The sequence below is a fragment of the Halohasta salina genome, from assembly GCF_024178165.1.
Taxonomy (GTDB): domain Archaea; phylum Halobacteriota; class Halobacteria; order Halobacteriales; family Haloferacaceae; genus Halohasta; species Halohasta salina.
Window position 1 is genome coordinate 95,049 of sequence record NZ_JAMZIE010000002.1, and the last position, 16,419, is coordinate 111,467.

The window sequence follows — 16,419 nt, forward strand, 5'->3', positions numbered from 1 at the left end:
CACTCGCCGTCACTCCATCTCGGGGGTCGTGGGGTACTGCTCGCAGACCATCCGGAGCCCCTCTTCGAAGGAGACCTGCGGCTCCCAGCCGGTCGCCGCATGCATCTTCGCGTAATCGGCACAGGTGTCGTGGACGTACACCGATTCGGGGATCGGGTTTGCGACGTACTCGGGGTCGACGTCGGTGCCGAGGATCTCGTTGAGCGTCGCCACGACGGTGTTGAAATCGTGGCTCTCACCCGTGCCGAGGTTGTAGATCCCCGACAGCTCGTGTTCGGCGGCCGCTTCGAGCCCACGAACGATGTCGGAGACGTGGGTGAAATCCCGCGTCTGGCTGCCGTCGCCGTAGAGAACCGGCGACTCTCCGCCGGCGATATCGTCGGCGAACTGTGCGATCACGTTGGCGTATTCCCCTTTGTGTGCCTCCGAACCGCCGTACCCTTGATAGACCGAAAACAGGCGCATCCCCGCCATCGACATGTCGTAGTGGTTCCCGAAGTACTCCGCGTAGGCCTCTCGGGCCATCTTCGAAGCTTCGTACCCTGTGTTAATCGAAATCTCCATATCTTCCGGCGACGGGTGTGTCTGGCTGCCGTAGATCGACGACGTCGACGCGTAGACGACCGTCTCACAGCCGTCGGCTCGGGCCTGTTCGGCGGTGTTGACGAACCCCTCGACGTTGACCCGTGCGCCCGTGGTCGGATCGTCCTCGTGCATCGCGTACGACGAGAGGGCCGCCAAGTGGAAGACGACGTCAACGTCCGTCGGGAGTGACTCGTCGACGACGCTCCGTTCGAGGAACATCACTTCGTCGTCGAGATTCGTCGGCGTCCCGAGATAGCCGTTGTCGACGACGGTCACATCGTTCCGTTCGGCCAACCGATTGGCGAGGTTCGAGCCGACGAACCCCGCACCGCCAGTGACTAGTATGTCTCTATCTGTAATCATGTGTTTCGAGATGGAACCCGGATACCGACCGGAAGACCATCCCTCTACCACCGATTTTGACAGAAACGAATTAGTTAGATGTCAGCTAATTTGACATTAGCGACCGGTTAGCTAGCGATCACGGTCCGGCAGACGGCCGCTCGGATGGTTTTCGGGGCTGCAGTGGCTGCCGCCGTCGGAGCCGTGGGGCTAATCGAGGACGGTTTCGCGGCGCACCGTCTGGTTGCCGGCGGTGTCGGTGGCGCTCACCGTCACTTCGTAGTATCGGTCGTCGCCGACGTCGACCCGGAACGGCTCGATGCCGCTCGCCGTCGCGCCGTCGGTGTAGACGAGTTCCCACTGGATCGTCTGCCGGTAGTCCGTGACGAGGATGATCACCGACTGGAGGTCACTATCGGCGTCCGAGACGCCCCAGTCGACCAGCAGGTCGGCCTGTCCGTCCGACGCCGGCACGTCCTCGACTGCGAGCCGGTCGATCTCGGGGGTCGTCTCGGCGGCCGCGGGTGTGGTGACGGTTGCGACATCCCCGGTAGCGGTCTCGTCGGCTTCGGCGACCGCCCGGTACTCGTAGGTCGTCGACGGCGAGAGCCCCGAGACCGTCCGGTCGAAGGAGCCGCCCTCCGTCAACTGCTCGGTCGCGGTCGTCGACCAGCCGTCGGCGTCGGCTTGTCGGTACTCGAAAAACACGGTCGCTGGCTCGGAGAGCTCTGCAACGGTCCCCGTGACCGTCACCGACGACGGGGAGGTCGCATCGGCCCCGTCAGTCGTGACGGCCAGCGTCGGCTCGTCGACCGTTTCGTCGCCATCCGAATCGGAGCCAGCACCGGGGAAGCCGAAGCCGCCAGCGCCGTACTGGCCGGTTCCGTACCCCGGTTCCGTCTGTGCGGCGACCGACCCGCCGCCGATAACCGGTGCGGCAGCCCCAGCAGCCCCGGCGGCCGCCAACGAGAGATATCCTCGGCGGCCGATCGTCGTGGCCGATCCGCTGCCGGCAGTGTCTCCATCTGTCGTGTCCGTTTGGCTATGCGTCGACTGTTCGCTGTGGTGCCCGGTGGGATTCACGGGTAGTGGTTCGAAGTGGAATATATAAGGTTTCGGAACAGTGTTTTATTTATGCTACTTTAGGTTATATATGAGGTCTTTTGAGAGTATTTATACAGCACTATAATCACGAAAAATGTGTTTTTAATTCCTCTCATACCAGTTATTACGGTATAAGTAGGTACACAGTAATTACCAGTTGTATACGGATAGTATATCCCGGTAAGCTGCCGTGTTACTATTTATCTGGTATGTATAGCTAATGATGTGTCCGTATGTATGCTGTATCCGATACGTTCGCCGTCGAACCGGCATTCTGGCGCGCGTTCTACTCGTCGACGATCCAGCCGTCTTCGGTCGGGGCGATCGCGCCGGCATCCAACTTGTCGGCGACTTCGCCGAGTGTGAGGGCCTTGGTGTCGCCCGCCGTGGCGTACTCCACCAGTTCTTCGAGGGTCTCCCGCTGCTGCTGATCCGCATAAAAGTAGTAGTGCAGCATGATCACGTTCAGCCCCGAGGCCTCGTTGTTCCGGTCGATTCCTCGTTTCAGCGTCTCGATGTCCCGTACCGACTCGGTATCCCAGTCCTCCATCGAGAGGTTCATCGGCAGATGTGTGAGGTCGCCGTCGAGCTGGTATCCCTCCACGTCGAACTGGTCTTCGAGCGTGTACCAGTTCCCGGAGACGAGGCTGAACCCCTCGTCGGCCAGCACGTCAGCAGTCGTCTCGTCGTAGGTGTTGTACGGCGGGACGAACACGTCCGTGTCCCAGCCGTGGTCGTCGAACAGGTCGGTTGCGGCAGTGATCCGGTCCCGCTGGGCGGCCGCGTTGAGCCCGCCGAACTCGCTGCGGCCGAGGAACTCCGTCTCCTTGGTGTGGGTGTAACCGTGGACCGCGAGGTCGACCAAGTCGCCGTGGTCGGCCCGGAGGTCGTCCAGATACGCCGCAACTGCGTGGTCCGCGTCGAGCCGTTCGTCGGCGTTGTCGTCGGAAACCACGACCGAGTAGGTCACCGGGGTTTCGGTGCGCACGAAGACGTCGGTGACGGCTCGAAGCGTTTCGAGATCCGTCCACGGGGCCGGGTCGTCGTTTCTGAACACCACGATCGAGTCGTACTCCGTCCCGTCGACGGCCAGGGACTCCGAAGACGTCGACCCCCTCACCGGTCCGTCGTCGCGACTGCCGAGACAGCCGGCTCCCGCAACCGCCGTACCGCACAGTGTCGCAAGGAGTCTCCGTCGACCGAGTGCTCGTGTCATCGTCCGTCGTATCGGTCGATAACCGAAATTTAACCAGCCACTACCCGAACAGTAGCCACCTACTTACTTCGTTTCTGTGGGTCGACCGAGACGGCTCAGCGGTCGTCTACCCATTCGGCGTCCGACCGGTGTTGGGCGGCGACAACCGAGATCCCGCGCCCGTCGAGCAGGCCGTCTTCGGTCAGCACGCCCGTCACGAGTTCGCCGGGAGTGAGATCGAAAACGGGGTTTCGGACCGCGATGTCGGCCTCGCCGTCGTAGACCGTGACCGCCGGTCCCGACTCGCTGTGGAAGGTGTCGTCGGTAGCGACCTTGTCGCGGGCGGCAACGACATACACTGGAACGTCGGCGCGGTCGGCGGCCACCGCGAGGGCACGCGTGCCGACCTTGTTGACGATGTCGCCGTTCGGGAGGATCGTGTCGGCGCCGACCAACACGGCCCCGAACTCCCGATTCGACAGTACTGCAGGGAGCGCCGCGTCGGTCGTCAGCGTCACATCGAGGCCTTCGCTGGCCAGCGATTCGGCGAGGTCGACGCCCTCCCGGTCGGGTCGGGACTCGGCGACGGTCACCGGCGCGCTGAGGTCGACCAGCGCGTCCCGGACCGTCCCCGACCACGACAACGTGGCGATCGGCCCTTCGAGCCGATCGGCGGCGGTCGCGGCCGCGCCAGCATCGGCGTCGACGGCGGCCTCGATCTCGTCGATCGCTCGGTCGTGGACCGCCTCGGGTGAACGCTCGGCGGTGTTCATCACCCGGTTGATCCGGTTTTCGAGGACGGCCATGCTCGGCCGGGCGTCCTGCAGTTCGAGCGCCGGATCGATCAGCGCCGCCCAGTCGTCGGCGACCGCTGCCCGATCCCGGAGCACGCCCAGCGCCCGGATCGACAGCGCCGCCGAGCCGTGGATCGTGTCGGCGGCGATCGTCGTCGGCGAGGGGGCGACCCGCTCGTAGGCACTCCAGAGCCCCGGTACCGTCTCCCGATCCAACATCGCCGTCGGCGGTACCCACTCGGCGGCGTCGGCACCCGCTACATCGCCGGTCTCGCGGGTCGGCGTGTCGAACAACACCGGGTAGATCGTCCGCTCGCCGCCGTCCGCCTCGACGGTGAGCGATTCGCCCGCGTACGCCAGCGTGAGCGACGACAGCCCGGTTGTCTCACGGACCAGTCGACGGGCTTCGGCGGCGTGGCCCGCCGAACCCTCGGCGGGGGCCGAAAGGCCGTCCCAGCGCCCGCCCGACTCGGCCGGACGGGTCAACAGCACGGCACCACGGTTTCGAACGAAGGCTGTGACGACGGCAGTCGACGGCCCCCTGGTGTCGTCGGATACCATGAGTTGTCAGCCAACGGTTGGCGCCCCACGAGAATAAAACCAGCCGGCCGACACCGGTTCGACCGGCCCCTACCGGCGGCCTTTTTGAGCCGACACCACCTACCCACTCTATGGAGTTATTCGCCGTCGACGACGTTCCTGAGATCCAACCGGGAGACGATCTCGCCGCCCTGATCCGCGAGCGAGTCGACCTCCAACCTGACGACGTGGTCTGTGTCGCCAGCACAGTCGTCTCGAAGGCCGAAGGCCGGATCGCCGATCTCGAGGAGTTCCCGGCCGGGCCGCGGGCCCGTGAGATCGCCGCCAACCTCTCGGAACTCGACGACCGCGAGAAGGACCCCCGCTTCGCGCAGGCAGTGCTCGAAGAGAGCGTCGAACTCGTCATGGAGTCGCCCTTTTTGCTCACCGAGACGCGGTTCGGCCACGTCGGTGTCAACGCCGGCATCGACCGCTCGAACGTACCGGATGGCGACCTCCTGCTTCTGCCGAAGCGCCCCAGCGAGAGCGCGGCTCGGATTCAGTCCGAACTCCCTGCCGAGCAGGTCATCGTCACCGATACCTGCGGTCGACCGTTCCGCTACGGCCAGCGTGGGGTCGCCATCGGCTGGGACGGGATGCCCGCCAGCCGCGACTGGCGCGGACAGGTCGACCGTGATGGACGGGAGATGGGTGTCACCGTCCAGAACGTGATCGACGAACTGGCCGCGGCGGCCAACCTCGTCGCCGGCGAGGGCGACGGCGGCACCCCCGTGGTCGTCGTCCGCGGCTTTGAGTTCGGCGACCTACCGGGGAGCCAGAACCACTTCCGCGACCTCGAAGGCGACTACGTCCGACAGGCGTTGCGTGGCTGGTCCCACAGCCCAGAAGGAGGGAAAGCCTGATGTTCGGCATCGAACTCACGCCCGAACACCCCATCGAACGACTGGTCGACCTTGGCGTCCAAGCCGAGGAAGCGGGCTACGACACGCTGTTTTCTTCGTGCCACTACAACAACCGCGACGCCTTCGCCGCACTCCACCACATCGGCGCGGCCACCGACGAGCTCCGTGTCGGACCGGGCGTCGCCAACCCCTTCGAGATCCACCCCGTGACGCTGGCCTCGAAGGTCGCCACCATCGACGAGGCCACCGGCGGCCGAGCCGTCTTCGGTATCGGCCCCGGTGACCCTTCGACCCTTACCAACCTCGGCTACGCCGACGACCGTGGCCTCCGGCCGGTGCTTGAGGCGTTCAAAACGGCCCAGAAACTCTGGGCCGGCGAGCGCGTCGACAACGACGGCACCTTCGAGGCGACCGACGCCGGTCTCAACTACGAGCCGCCGAGCGGCGCGGACATCCCGGTCTATGTCGGCGGCGAGGGGCCGCATATGTGCCGGATGGCCGCCAAACACGCCGGCGGGCTCCTGTTCAACGGTTCCCACGAGGCCGATCTGGCGTGGGCCCGCGATCAAGTCGAAAAAGGACTGGCCGACCGCCCCGACTCCCGCGGCGAGTTCGACCTCGCGGCCTACGCCAGCGTGAGCGTCGATGAGGACCCCGAGGCGGCCCGCGAGGCCGCCCGGCCGCCGGTCGCCTTTATTACTGCGGGCGCGGCCCCGCCGGTGCTTGACCGCCACGGGGTCGACAAAGAACTGGCCGGAGAGATCGGCGACCACATCAGCGCAGGCGAGTTCTCCGCGGCCTTCGACCTCGTGACACCCGAAATGGTCGACGCCTTCTGTATCGCCGGCGACGTCGAGGCGGTCGCCGACCGGATGGCCGCCGTCCTCGACCACGCCGACAGCATCGTCGTCGGCTCGCCGCTCGGACCGGATCTCGAAACCGCGGTCGACCTCGCGGCTGAGGCCTACGACCGCGTCGAGTAACCAAGTAGCCACCGCCTACGACCGGCGTAGTCACCGTATTCTCACATACCCCTCTCGGACCGGCGTGCGTCGCCAGCAGCGCCGCGACGGGCAACCGAGTACACATACGGTTCCGTCGACAACCGTCGTCGATGACTGATCTCGGGTGTGCGAACGCGGGGTATCGACGACTGTTCGATTCGTCGGGGCTCTCCTTCGGGCTGGGGTTTCCGCTGACCGGCGAGCGGGAGTCGACACCAGCCATCGACGAGGAGACCCGACTGGCGATCCACGCCGAAGCGGTCGGCTTCGACGGGCTGTGGGTGCGGGACGTGCCGACCTACTGGCCCAAGTTCGGCGACGCCGGCGGCGCGTTCGACACGTGGCCGCTGCTGTCGCATCTGGCGGCCCACACCGACGAGATCGCCCTCGGCACCGCAAGCGTCGTCCTCTCGCTGCGCCACCCGATCCACGTCGCCAAGTCGGCCGCGAGCGTCGACCGCCTCTCCGGTGGGCGGCTCGTCCTCGGGGTCGCCTCGGGGGACCGCGACCCCGAGTATCCGGCCTTCGGCGTCGACCCCGACAAGCGGGGGCAACTGGTCCGGGAGGGTATCGAAGCGATGCGGTCGCTCTGGAGCGAGGAGTACCCGACCCTGGACGGCTCGTGGGGGCAGTTGGACGGCGACCTCGACGTGCTGCCGAAGCCGACGACCGACACCCTCCCGTTGCTTCCGACGGGCTACGCCCGGCAGTCCATCGACTGGATCGCCGATCACGGCGACGGCTGGCTGTTTTATCACTTACCGGAGGACACACTGCAGACGTATCTCGACGACTGGCGGGCCCTCGCGGGCGACAAGCCGTTCGTGATCGCCGTGCAGGTCGAACTGGCCGACGACCCCGCCGCAGCGCCCGAGCACCTCCATCTCGGCTACCGGGCCGGCGTCGACTGGTTTCGGGACTACTTCCGGAAACTGGAGTCGCTCGGCCTCGATCACGTCATCGTCGGCCTGCGAGCCGACCGGCCGCAGCAAGCGATGTCGACGTTCGCCGACGAGATCGTCGACGAACTGTAAGTAGAGCGTATGCGGAGTCTGAAACTCGGTTCCGGCCTTTATTCCCGGTCGCCCGGAAGTCGTCGGTGATGGTAACTCGAACCAACAGATCGGTTCTCGGTATCGGTATCACCGTCCTGCTGCTCGTGACGGCGGGGTGTATGGGGCTCGCAACCGGCGACCCCGACCCCGAAGAGATCGCCTCGGAGATCGAAACCCGACACGAGAACATCGATTCGGTCGAAGGCGTACAGGTAACTGAGGTAGAGACGGACGGCGAGACGGTCCGTACCACGACCGAGATGGTCGAGGTCCCCGGCGAGGTGTCGAAACGTGTTATCACCGAGTCGACCGGCGAACAGATGGGAACCGAAGGATTCGCCACGATAACCAAAGACGGCGTCACGCGGACGTACGACCCCGAAGCAAACACCGTCACCGAGTTCGAACACGACTCCGAGATGGCCGGCGGAATCGCCGGCAACGCGATGGACGCCGACCATATCGAACGGATTCTCAACGACAGCAACGTCTCCTACGAGGGTACGGACACGGTTGCGGATCGGGACGTCCACGTGATCCGGATCGACAGCGACGAGGGCCAACCGACCTCGGCGGTCACGGCCTACGTCGACCAGGAGTTCTGGTATCCGCTCCGCACCGAAACGACGTTCGAGTCACCTGACGGCGAGTCGACGACCACCGTCTCCTACTTCGAGCGCGTCGAGTTCAACGGCGACGTGAACGCGGCGGACGTGACTCTGGACGTCCCCGAGGATGCGACCGTCGAGGAGTTCGAGGGCCCCGACACTCGCGAGTTCGATTTGGCGGCGGCGGTCAGAGAGGCCGCCCCCTTTGCTATCGGTGATCCCGACCTCGGCGAGGCCTACCAGTTCGAGCGCGGGAACGCGATCGCTATGGACGGCCACGTGAGCTACACGCTCACTTACGAGTCGACGGACAGCACGATCCGCTATACGGTCAGCAACCAGAGCGACTACGAACTGGACGGCGAGACGGTCGACCTCAACGGCACCGAGGGGTATCTCACCGAGTACGGCGAGTCGAGGACGGTGCTGTGGGAGCACAACGACCTCCGGCAGACGATCGGCGGCGACGCCGACCGTGATGTGATCGTCGAGGCGGCGACCGCCGTGGTCGACGAATAACAGACGGTAGCAGTATCAATACCGTGTTCCGCACGGCGGAACCGCTCGATCACTCCGAGCGTTACTCAATCCGCTTGCCGGGGCCGCGGCCGAGGCTGGGCAACGGGATGCCGAGGGCGCCCAGAAGACTGTAGCCGAACACGCCGACCGCGCCGAGAATGAAGAGGCTGCCGGTGGCGACGATTACCGTCGAGAGGGGGCTACGGAGCGCGACTTCCGCGAGCATGCCCGGCATCGCGACGGCGTCGAACAGGAGGCGAACGATGAAGTCGATGAACGCGTTCATGATCGTCGATTTGTCTCCCTGGTATTTGTGTGTTGGTGTCGCGGGTCGACCGTGACCCGAACTGCTTTCCTGTGTGGCCGACCTACACAGGGCAATGAGTACGCTCCTCTGGGTTCTCGTCGGCGTGTTGGGCTACTCGCTGGCCGCCGTTGCCCTCGACCGTCGCGGGTTCATCCCCGAGTACATCAACGTCTCCGGGCCGCTGATGACGGTTCATACCGGTCGTGGCCGGGTGTTTTTGACCCGTCTGGCACGACCGAAACGCGGCTGGCGAGCGCTGGCCAACGTCGGTGTCGGGATCGCCCTCGTCACGATGGTCGGCACGTTTCTGCTGTTGATCCTCCAAAGTGTCTCGATCCTCCAGTCGCCGCCGACCTCGACTGTCCTCCAGAACCCCCGGAACGCGCTGGTGATCCCCGGCGTCAACGAGTTCCTCCCGCTGTCGGTCGCTCCCGAGATCGTCATCGGCCTGCTGATCGGGCTGGTCGTTCACGAGGGCGGCCACGGGCTGCTGTGCCGCGTCGAGGACATCGATATCGACTCGATGGGTGTCGTCCTCTTCGCGCTGCTGCCGATCGGTGCGTTCGTCGAACCGGACGAGGAGAGCGCCAACGCGGCCTCCCGCGGGGCCCGAACCCGGATGTTCGCGGCCGGTGTCCTCAACAACCTGATCGTCACTGCGGTCGTCTTCGCGCTGCTGTTCGGCCCGGTTGGCAGCGCGATCGCGGTCGCCCCCGGTGCTGGCGTCGGCGGCGTTTTCCCCGGCAGTGCCGCCGACTTCGCCGGGATCGAGACCGGCGACCGCATCGTCGCCGTCGACGGCGAGCCGATCGAGTCCGACAGCGATCTGTCGTCAACCCTGACAGACAGCGATGCCGAGACGCTGACCGTCACGCTGGCCAACGGCAACGAGTCGGTCGTCGAGCGGTCGGCGCTGATCACCTCGCTGGCCGCGGACTCGCCGTTCGCCGGCGACGGCGGGCTGGCGATCAACGACACCGTCACCGCCGTCGACGGGACCACGGTCGCCAGTGAGCGGGCGATCGCCGATGCTGCGGGCAACGCCTCGGTCGTGACCCTGACCTACAGCGACGGCGAGACCGGCGAAGAGCGGACGACGACAGGGCCGCTCGGTGTGTTGACGACGGTCGCCGAGGACGGCCCGCTCGACGACGCCGGCGCGCCGACCGACGGACGAGTCGTGATTACCAGCATCGACGGCGAGCGGATCGTCGGCTTCGACGACGTCGAGGCGGCGCTCACCGACCGCGAGCCGGGCGAGACCGTCCCTGTAGTCATCGCCGACGGCGAGGCATCAACCGAGTACAGCGTCGACCTCGGGACCCACCCCAACGACGACGGTGCTTACATCGGCATCATCGGGAGCGAGCCCCTCAGCGGGATGGGCGTCGACAGCTTCGGTGTCACCCCCTACCCGGCCGAGAACTTCCTCGGCATCCTCACCGGCGCGGCCAGCGACGGGCTGGCCGGCGCGCTTGCACTGCTGTTGATCCTCCCGTTTGCCGCGGTGATCGATCCCAACCTACCGTACAACTTCGCCGGCTTTGTCGGCAGCAACGCCGGCTTCTACGAAGTGGTCGGCCCGCTCGCCGCCCTCGGTGACGGCGGGGTGTTCCTGCTGGCGAACGTCCTGTTTTGGACCGGCTGGATCAACTTCAACCTCGCGCTGTTCAACTGCATTCCGGCGTTCCCCCTCGACGGGGGGCGGATCCTCCGGGCCGCCGCGGAGTCGGTCGTCTCGCGGCTGCCCGTCGGCTCGAAGCCCGCCTTCACGCGGGCGATTACCACCAGCATCGGACTGGTGATGCTCGTCAGCCTCGTGTTGATGATCTTCGGGCCGCAGCTGTTGAACTAAAACGGTGACTCCACAAGCCTTAGGCGACTACTCGTCGTCGGTCTAGTATGGCAACTCGTTTCGCGCAGGCGGTCGAGGGGGCACAGCTGGACCGCCCGCCGGTGTGGATGATGCGACAGGCCGGGCGCTATCTCCCCGAATACCGCGAGATCCGCGAGGAGTACTCCTTTCTGGAGGCGATCTCGACGCCCGAGATCGCCGCTGAGATCTCCCTGCAACCCTACGAGCGATTTCAGCCCGACGGCGTCGTGATGTATTCGGATATCCTGACCGTCCTCGAACCGTTAGGCTTCGACTACCACCTCGAATCCGGCGTCGGCCCGGTCGTCGAGAACCCCGTCGACTCGGCGGCCGACACTGATCGTCCCCACGGTGACGTCCGCGAGGAGCTGTGGTACGTCGGCGAGCTCATCGAGCGGCTGACCGCTGCCGTCGACTCGTCGACGGCGGTACTCGGCTTCGCCGGCGGCCCCTTCACACTGTCGGCGTACGTCTGTGAGGGCCAGTCCTCCCGGACGTTCATGTCGCTCCGCCGGCTCCGCGCCGAACAGCCGGCGGCCTTCGAGCGGCTGCTGGATGCCTTTACCGACGTTCTCATCGAGTACGTCGAGTATCAAGAGGACGCGGGTGCGGACGTGATCCAACTGTTCGACACCTACGCCGGACTACTGTCGCCGGCCGACTACCGGGAGTTCGTGCTGCCGCGGCATCAGCGGATCTTCGAAGCGGTCGACGTCCCCACCATCGTCTTCGCCCGCAATATGGGCGGCAATCTCGACCTACTGGCCGACAGCGGGGCCGACGTCGTCGGCCTCGACTGGACGGTCGACGTCGAGACGGCCCGCGCCGAACTCGGCGAGACGCCCGTTCAGGGCAACCTCGATCCGGCACTCCTGTACGGCGAGCCGAGCGAGGTCAAAGCCCGAACGAAAGACGTGATCGACGCCGCGGGTGACCACGGACACATTCTGAATCTCGGTCACGGCGTCGACCGCAATACGCCGGTCGAAAACGTCGCGGCCTTCTTCGAGGCCGCCCACGAGTACGCCGACTAAAAAGCAGTGCGGCCGTTCAGTCGCCCGCCTGCGGCGGCAGTTCGGCGTTGAAACAGAAGGTCCCTTCTTTGTTGCGACACTGGCACTGTCGAAGCTGGTAGTAGGATGGCGCGAAGCCCGAGAGGAACGGCTCGGCGACGTCAGCAAGCAGGTCGGGGAACCGTGGGTCGTCGTGGGGCACCGGCACCCGGTAGAGATCGAGTCCGACTTCGGCGGCGTCCTCGGCGAGGTCGACGTCGAGTTCGACCAGCGTCTCCGACTGCTCGTGCATGAAGCTCATCGGCTCGACGATGACCCGTTCGGCGGAGTCGCCGAGGCCGACGACGACGTCTTCGGTCTCGGGTTCGGTCCACTCGATGCCGCGGTTGGTGTGGTTCTGGTAGCCGATCTCGTAGGACTCGATGCCGAGCATCCCGGCGACAGCGGCGGCGTGTTCCTCGACGTACTGGTCGTAGCGACTCCCTTCGTCGAGATACTTCCGCGGCGTGCCGTGAGCCGAGAAGACGAACGTGGTGTCGGGATCGTTGGGGTCGAGGCCCTCCTCGTCGAGGAACGACTGGATCCCTTCGGCGCGGAGTCGGTTGTAGACGGGGGCCCGATGCCAGCCGGTGATCGCGGTGAACTCCGGATCGTAGTCCGACTCCTCGTCGATGGCCTCCTCCAGCGAGTCAATTGAGGAGACGGTCGTCGACGGCCCACACAGGGGGTAGATCGGGACGGCAATGACGCGTTCGATGCCGTCGGCCGCCAGCGTTGCCGGCAGGTTCGTGATCAGCGGCTCCATGAACTGCATGGCGTGGTAGACCTCGACCTCGTGGCCGCGGGCTTCGAGCGTCTCGACGAGGGCATCGGCCTGCCTGCCAGCCTGTTCCTGCAGCGGCGAGCCGCCGATCTCGTTGTACTCCTCCATCAGCCCGGGGAGTCGACGCCCCGCGAGTTCGCGGGAGCGCTCCCAGGCGGCCTCCTCGCTTTCGGCGTCCTCCAGTGAGGCGTTGTCGTAAAAGATCCGAGTCAGATACTCACGAACGACCTCTTTTTCCGGGACTGCGGGTTCGCCGAAATTCAGCAGGACAATCGCTGTTTCCATGTTTTCTCGTTGGTTCTTCGCTGGTAAATGTACTTCGCATAGCGCGTCGACCGCCCGGTTTCGCCGGTCGGTTTTCCCGGCCGGTCGCCGCCGATTTCTCCCCGATTCAGTCGCCGAGAATCGACCCGACGATCCCCTTCGCGCTCCGGATCCGCCCGGGGATCCCCGCCCGGCCGACGAAGTTCGTACAGAAGTGGATCCCGTCGGGGGTCGAGAGGTCGTCCATCGCGGTCCACGAGCCGTCGTAGGCCGGCATGCCGGGGTCCCAGCGGTGGACGCCGATGGGGGTCGCCGACGCACCCGATAGCTCCTCGAAGGCCTCGGCGGCCACCTGCCCGAGTTCCTCGTCGGTGCTCTCGGGCATCGCGGGGTAGCTGTTGGGGTCGACGTAGCAGGTAAATAGCCCCTCGCGGTGCAAGAAACTCGCGTTCCACGTGCTGCCGCTGATCGGGAGTTCGCCGCCCGAGGGGACGAGCGCGCCGATTCCTTCGCGGTCGTAGTCTGATTCGAGGAACACCATCGCGATCGGGTTGTAGTTGAACCGCCGCAGCGTCGCGGCGAGGTCCGAATCGACCGGATCCAAGAGGTCAGCGCTGGTGGCTGCTGGCGTCGTCACCACGACCTCGTCGACGTGCTCGGTGCCCGTGTCGGTCTGTAGGTCGTACCCCTCGCCAGCCGGCTCGATTGCGGTGACGGGTGTGTCGAGCGAAATCGCGTCGGCGTGGGCCTCGTAGAGCGCGGTCGTCAGCGTGCCGAGGCCCTCCTCGAACGTGCAGATCGGCGGCGTCTCCCGGCCGTCGATCAGTCGACGGAGCACCCACACCAGCAGGCTCCGGTCCACACCAGCCGAATCGAGGGCCCGTCCAAGAGAGTACTCCATCAGCATCTCGCGGGGATCGGTGCCGTACAGCCCGCTATAGAGGGGCCCCATATACCGGCGAGCCGCCTGCTTACCGAACCGCCGGACGAGAAAGTCGTCGACTGTCTCGCCCTCGCGGGCGGGGCCGGTCAGCGGCTCGGCGAGGATCCGGAGCTTGCCGAGCGGGCTAATGAGGTCGGTCGTGATCGCCTCCCGAACCGACAGCGGGACGACCCGGAGTTGGCCGTCGTGGTAGATGTACAGCGGCTGGTCGTCGTCGCCGAACCGGAGCTCCTCGCGGAGATCGAGTTCGTCGACCAGCGACTCGATCCCCGGCGTCAGCCGGAGGCGCTGGGGGCCGAGTTCGACGAGATGGCCGTTCATCCGCCAACTGCGGACGATGCCGCCGGGTTCCTCGCGGGCCTCGAAGGCGACGACCTCGGCCTCCCGAGCGGCCAGTTCGTGGACCGTCGACAGGCCGGAGATCCCCGCGCCAACCACGCCAACCCGCACGATCAGGCCCTCCGGGGGTCGACCGCACCGGTGGTCAGTCGGCTGTCGCGTCGGATATCCATTGTGTGGTCAGTTGCCCCGCGTAATCAATAACGGTTCCGTGTCTCGGCCGACCGGCCTCCGGTCGGCGACTACCCGTCGACCGGCTCGAACTCGTGGAGCACGACCTCACTGTCGTCGTCCCACTCGGTGTCGTGGGTCCGTTCGATCCGCTCCTTGTAGGCCGCAAGGTTCGGCGACCCCTCGGCGCGTGCGTCGGCATCGGTCAGCTCGCCGAGCCGTTCGGTCTCGACGGTCGTCACCTCGAAGGTCGTGCCGTCGATCTCGAAGGTATCGCCGGCGTCGGCATACTGTTTTCCGCGGTGGAGCTGTGTTACCTCGCCGGCGAGGACGGCCTGTCTGATCCCCTCGGACGGCAGCAGGTCGGCGGCATCGATCTCGGCCATATCCCTGTTGTGGCGTTCGGACCCAAAGACTCCCGTCGACTGCTTCCACTGGCTGGGAAGACACGTAAACCCCAAACCACCTGAGGCCCTATACCACGCATGGTCGAAGTCCCACAGACGGACGAAGGGTGGTACTCGCTGCACGATTTCCGGTCGATCGACTGGGACGCGTGGCGTGAGGCCCCCGAACACGAACGCGAGCGGGCACTCGCCGCCGGAAAGGAGTATCTCGCGGCTCACGAGTCGCTGGCCGACGTCGACGACGGTGAAGGCGCAACGGCGATCTTCTCGATCCTCGGCGACAAGGCCGACTTCATGATCGTCCACTTCCGGTCGAGCCTCGATGCACTGTCGCGGGCCGAACGCCAGTTCGAACAGACGCCGCTGGCCGGCTTCACGACCCAGCCGACCTCTTATCTCTCGGTGACGGAGGTCTCGGGCTACGTCTCGGACGACTACTTCAAGGGCGACATCGAGGACGTCGACGCCGGGCTCAGAAACTACATCGAAGGTAAACTCAAACCCGACATTCCGGACGACGAGTACGTCTGTTTCTACCCGATGAGCAAGCGTCGTGGCCCCGAACACAACTGGTACACACTTCCCTTCGAAGAGCGCGCCGACATGATGCGCGGCCACGGGAAAACCGGGAAATCCTTCGCCGGGAAGATCAAGCAGATCATCGCCTCCTCGGTCGGCTTCGACTCCCACGAGTGGGGCGTGACGCTGTTCGCCGAGGATCCCGTCGAGATCAAAAACGTCGTCTACGAGATGCGGTTCGACGAGGCCACCTCGAAGTACGGCGAGTTCGACACCTTCTACGTCGGGCGACGGTTCCCCGTCGCCGACCTCGATGCCTACTTCGCCGGCGAGACGGTGCCGACCGGCGACGAGGGCGGCCACCACGGCCACGGCAAGGGTCACGGCGAGGGCCATGGCCATGGCGACGGCCACGGTCACGGCGACGGCCACGGCGAGGGTCACGGCCACGGAGGGGACCACAGCCACGGCGGCGAGGGCCATCACGCCGAACCGGAGACCGAGGATCCGGCCGACGAGGAGTCGATCCGCGGCGAGTTGGCCGATCTGGACATCTACGCCGGCAAACCCCACGGCGAGGACGTGTACGCGACGGTGCTGTACTCGGAAGCCGACACCGAGGAACTGTTCGAGGAAGTAGACGGCCTCCGGGCGAACTTCGACCACTACGACACCCACGTCAAGACCGCGGTCTACGGGGCCCGCGACGGGAGTCGACGAGCGGTTGTCTCCATCTGGGAGACTGCCAGCGCCGCCGACACCGCCGCCGGGTTCCTCTCGGAACTCCCGGAGGTCGTTGAGCGAGCAGGTGAAGAATCCGGCTTCGGGACGATGGGGATGTTCTACACGGTCAAACCCGACTCACGGGAGGAGTTCGTCGACAAGTTCGACACCGTCGGCGAGGTACTCGCCGAGACCGAGGGTCACATGGACACTGATCTGATGGTCAACCACGAAGACGAGAACGACATGTTCATCGCCAGCCAGTGGGCCTCTCAGGAGGACGCCATGGGCTTTTTCGGCTCGGATGCGTTCCGCGACACCGTCCAGTGGGGCCGTGACGTGTTGGCCGACCGCCCGCGGCACGTCTTTTTGGCCTGACGCTCACG

The 16,419-nt window shown here is 65.7% G+C and carries 15 protein-coding genes; 7 read left to right on the forward strand and 8 right to left on the reverse strand.

The genetic code is table 11. The features are described from left to right. Window positions 1-9: 9 nt before the first annotated feature. From NKJ34_RS04445 to NKJ34_RS04460, 4 genes are all read right to left on the reverse strand, one after another. A complete protein-coding gene (locus NKJ34_RS04445; RefSeq protein ID WP_256488586.1) occupies window positions 10-948 on the reverse strand; it encodes an NAD-dependent epimerase/dehydratase family protein in 939 nt (312 codons plus the stop codon). Window positions 949-1,137: 189 nt separating this feature from the next. Next, a complete protein-coding gene (locus tag NKJ34_RS04450) occupies window positions 1,138-2,010 on the reverse strand; it encodes a hypothetical protein (protein WP_253737073.1) in 873 nt (290 codons plus the stop codon). A 307-nt stretch (window positions 2,011-2,317) separates the two neighbouring features. Beyond that, complete coding sequence (locus NKJ34_RS04455; protein ID WP_253737074.1) at window positions 2,318-3,247, reverse strand: DUF2334 domain-containing protein; 930 nt, start codon at window positions 3,245-3,247, stop codon at window positions 2,318-2,320. Window positions 3,248-3,342: 95 nt separating this feature from the next. Next, a complete protein-coding gene (locus NKJ34_RS04460; protein ID WP_253737075.1) occupies window positions 3,343-4,581 on the reverse strand; it encodes an eIF2B alpha/beta/delta subunit family protein in 1,239 nt (412 codons plus the stop codon). Between the two features lie 110 nt (window positions 4,582-4,691). Between NKJ34_RS04460 and NKJ34_RS04465 the strand changes: the two genes are divergently transcribed. The 4 genes from NKJ34_RS04465 to NKJ34_RS04480 all read left to right on the forward strand — a co-directional run bounded on the left by NKJ34_RS04465 (window position 4,692) and on the right by NKJ34_RS04480 (window position 8,648). Then, complete coding sequence (locus tag NKJ34_RS04465; RefSeq protein ID WP_253737076.1) at window positions 4,692-5,462, forward strand: coenzyme F420-0:L-glutamate ligase; 771 nt, start codon at window positions 4,692-4,694, stop codon at window positions 5,460-5,462. Beyond that, entirely contained in the window at window positions 5,462-6,445 is a 984-nt protein-coding gene (locus NKJ34_RS04470) for a 5,10-methylenetetrahydromethanopterin reductase (protein ID WP_253737077.1), read from the forward strand. Before NKJ34_RS04465 ends, NKJ34_RS04470 begins: the two co-directional genes overlap by 1 nt. A 131-nt stretch (window positions 6,446-6,576) precedes the next feature. Then, entirely contained in the window at window positions 6,577-7,500 is a 924-nt protein-coding gene (locus NKJ34_RS04475) for an LLM class oxidoreductase (protein WP_253737078.1), read from the forward strand. Between the two features lie 68 nt (window positions 7,501-7,568). Continuing rightward, window positions 7,569-8,648, forward strand: coding sequence for a LolA family protein (locus NKJ34_RS04480; protein WP_253737079.1), 1,080 nt, complete (start codon window positions 7,569-7,571; stop codon window positions 8,646-8,648). 61 nt (window positions 8,649-8,709) lie between these two features. On the opposite strand, the gene NKJ34_RS04485 is transcribed toward NKJ34_RS04480, so the two are convergent. Then, on the reverse strand, window positions 8,710-8,934 hold the full coding sequence (locus tag NKJ34_RS04485) for a DUF8024 family protein (protein ID WP_253737080.1): 225 nt from the start codon (window positions 8,932-8,934) through the stop codon (window positions 8,710-8,712). 94 nt (window positions 8,935-9,028) lie between these two features. On the opposite strand from NKJ34_RS04485, the gene NKJ34_RS04490 reads away from it, so the two are divergent. Both NKJ34_RS04490 and hemE read left to right on the forward strand, forming a co-directional pair. Next, on the forward strand, window positions 9,029-10,810 hold the full coding sequence (locus NKJ34_RS04490; RefSeq protein WP_253737081.1) for a site-2 protease family protein: 1,782 nt from the start codon (window positions 9,029-9,031) through the stop codon (window positions 10,808-10,810). A 47-nt stretch (window positions 10,811-10,857) separates the two neighbouring features. Next, on the forward strand, window positions 10,858-11,865 hold the full coding sequence (gene hemE, locus NKJ34_RS04495) for a uroporphyrinogen decarboxylase (RefSeq protein ID WP_253737082.1): 1,008 nt from the start codon (window positions 10,858-10,860) through the stop codon (window positions 11,863-11,865). 16 nt (window positions 11,866-11,881) lie between these two features. Here the strand turns inward: hemE and hemH are convergent, their stop codons facing one another. From hemH to NKJ34_RS04510, 3 genes are all read right to left on the reverse strand, one after another. Further along, window positions 11,882-12,952 (reverse strand): ferrochelatase, encoded by a 1,071-nt coding sequence (gene hemH, locus NKJ34_RS04500; RefSeq protein ID WP_253737083.1) that lies wholly within the window; start codon window positions 12,950-12,952, stop codon window positions 11,882-11,884. A 106-nt stretch (window positions 12,953-13,058) separates the two neighbouring features. Continuing rightward, entirely contained in the window at window positions 13,059-14,324 is a 1,266-nt protein-coding gene (gene hemG / locus NKJ34_RS04505; protein WP_253737084.1) for a protoporphyrinogen oxidase, read from the reverse strand. Between the two features lie 131 nt (window positions 14,325-14,455). Further along, on the reverse strand, window positions 14,456-14,770 hold the full coding sequence (locus tag NKJ34_RS04510) for an ASCH domain-containing protein (protein WP_253737085.1): 315 nt from the start codon (window positions 14,768-14,770) through the stop codon (window positions 14,456-14,458). Between the two features lie 99 nt (window positions 14,771-14,869). Here NKJ34_RS04510 and NKJ34_RS04515 point away from each other — a divergent pair, with 99 nt between their 5' ends. Beyond that, a complete protein-coding gene (locus NKJ34_RS04515; protein ID WP_253737086.1) occupies window positions 14,870-16,411 on the forward strand; it encodes a heme-binding protein in 1,542 nt (513 codons plus the stop codon). The last annotated feature ends 8 nt before the right edge of the window (window positions 16,412-16,419 follow it).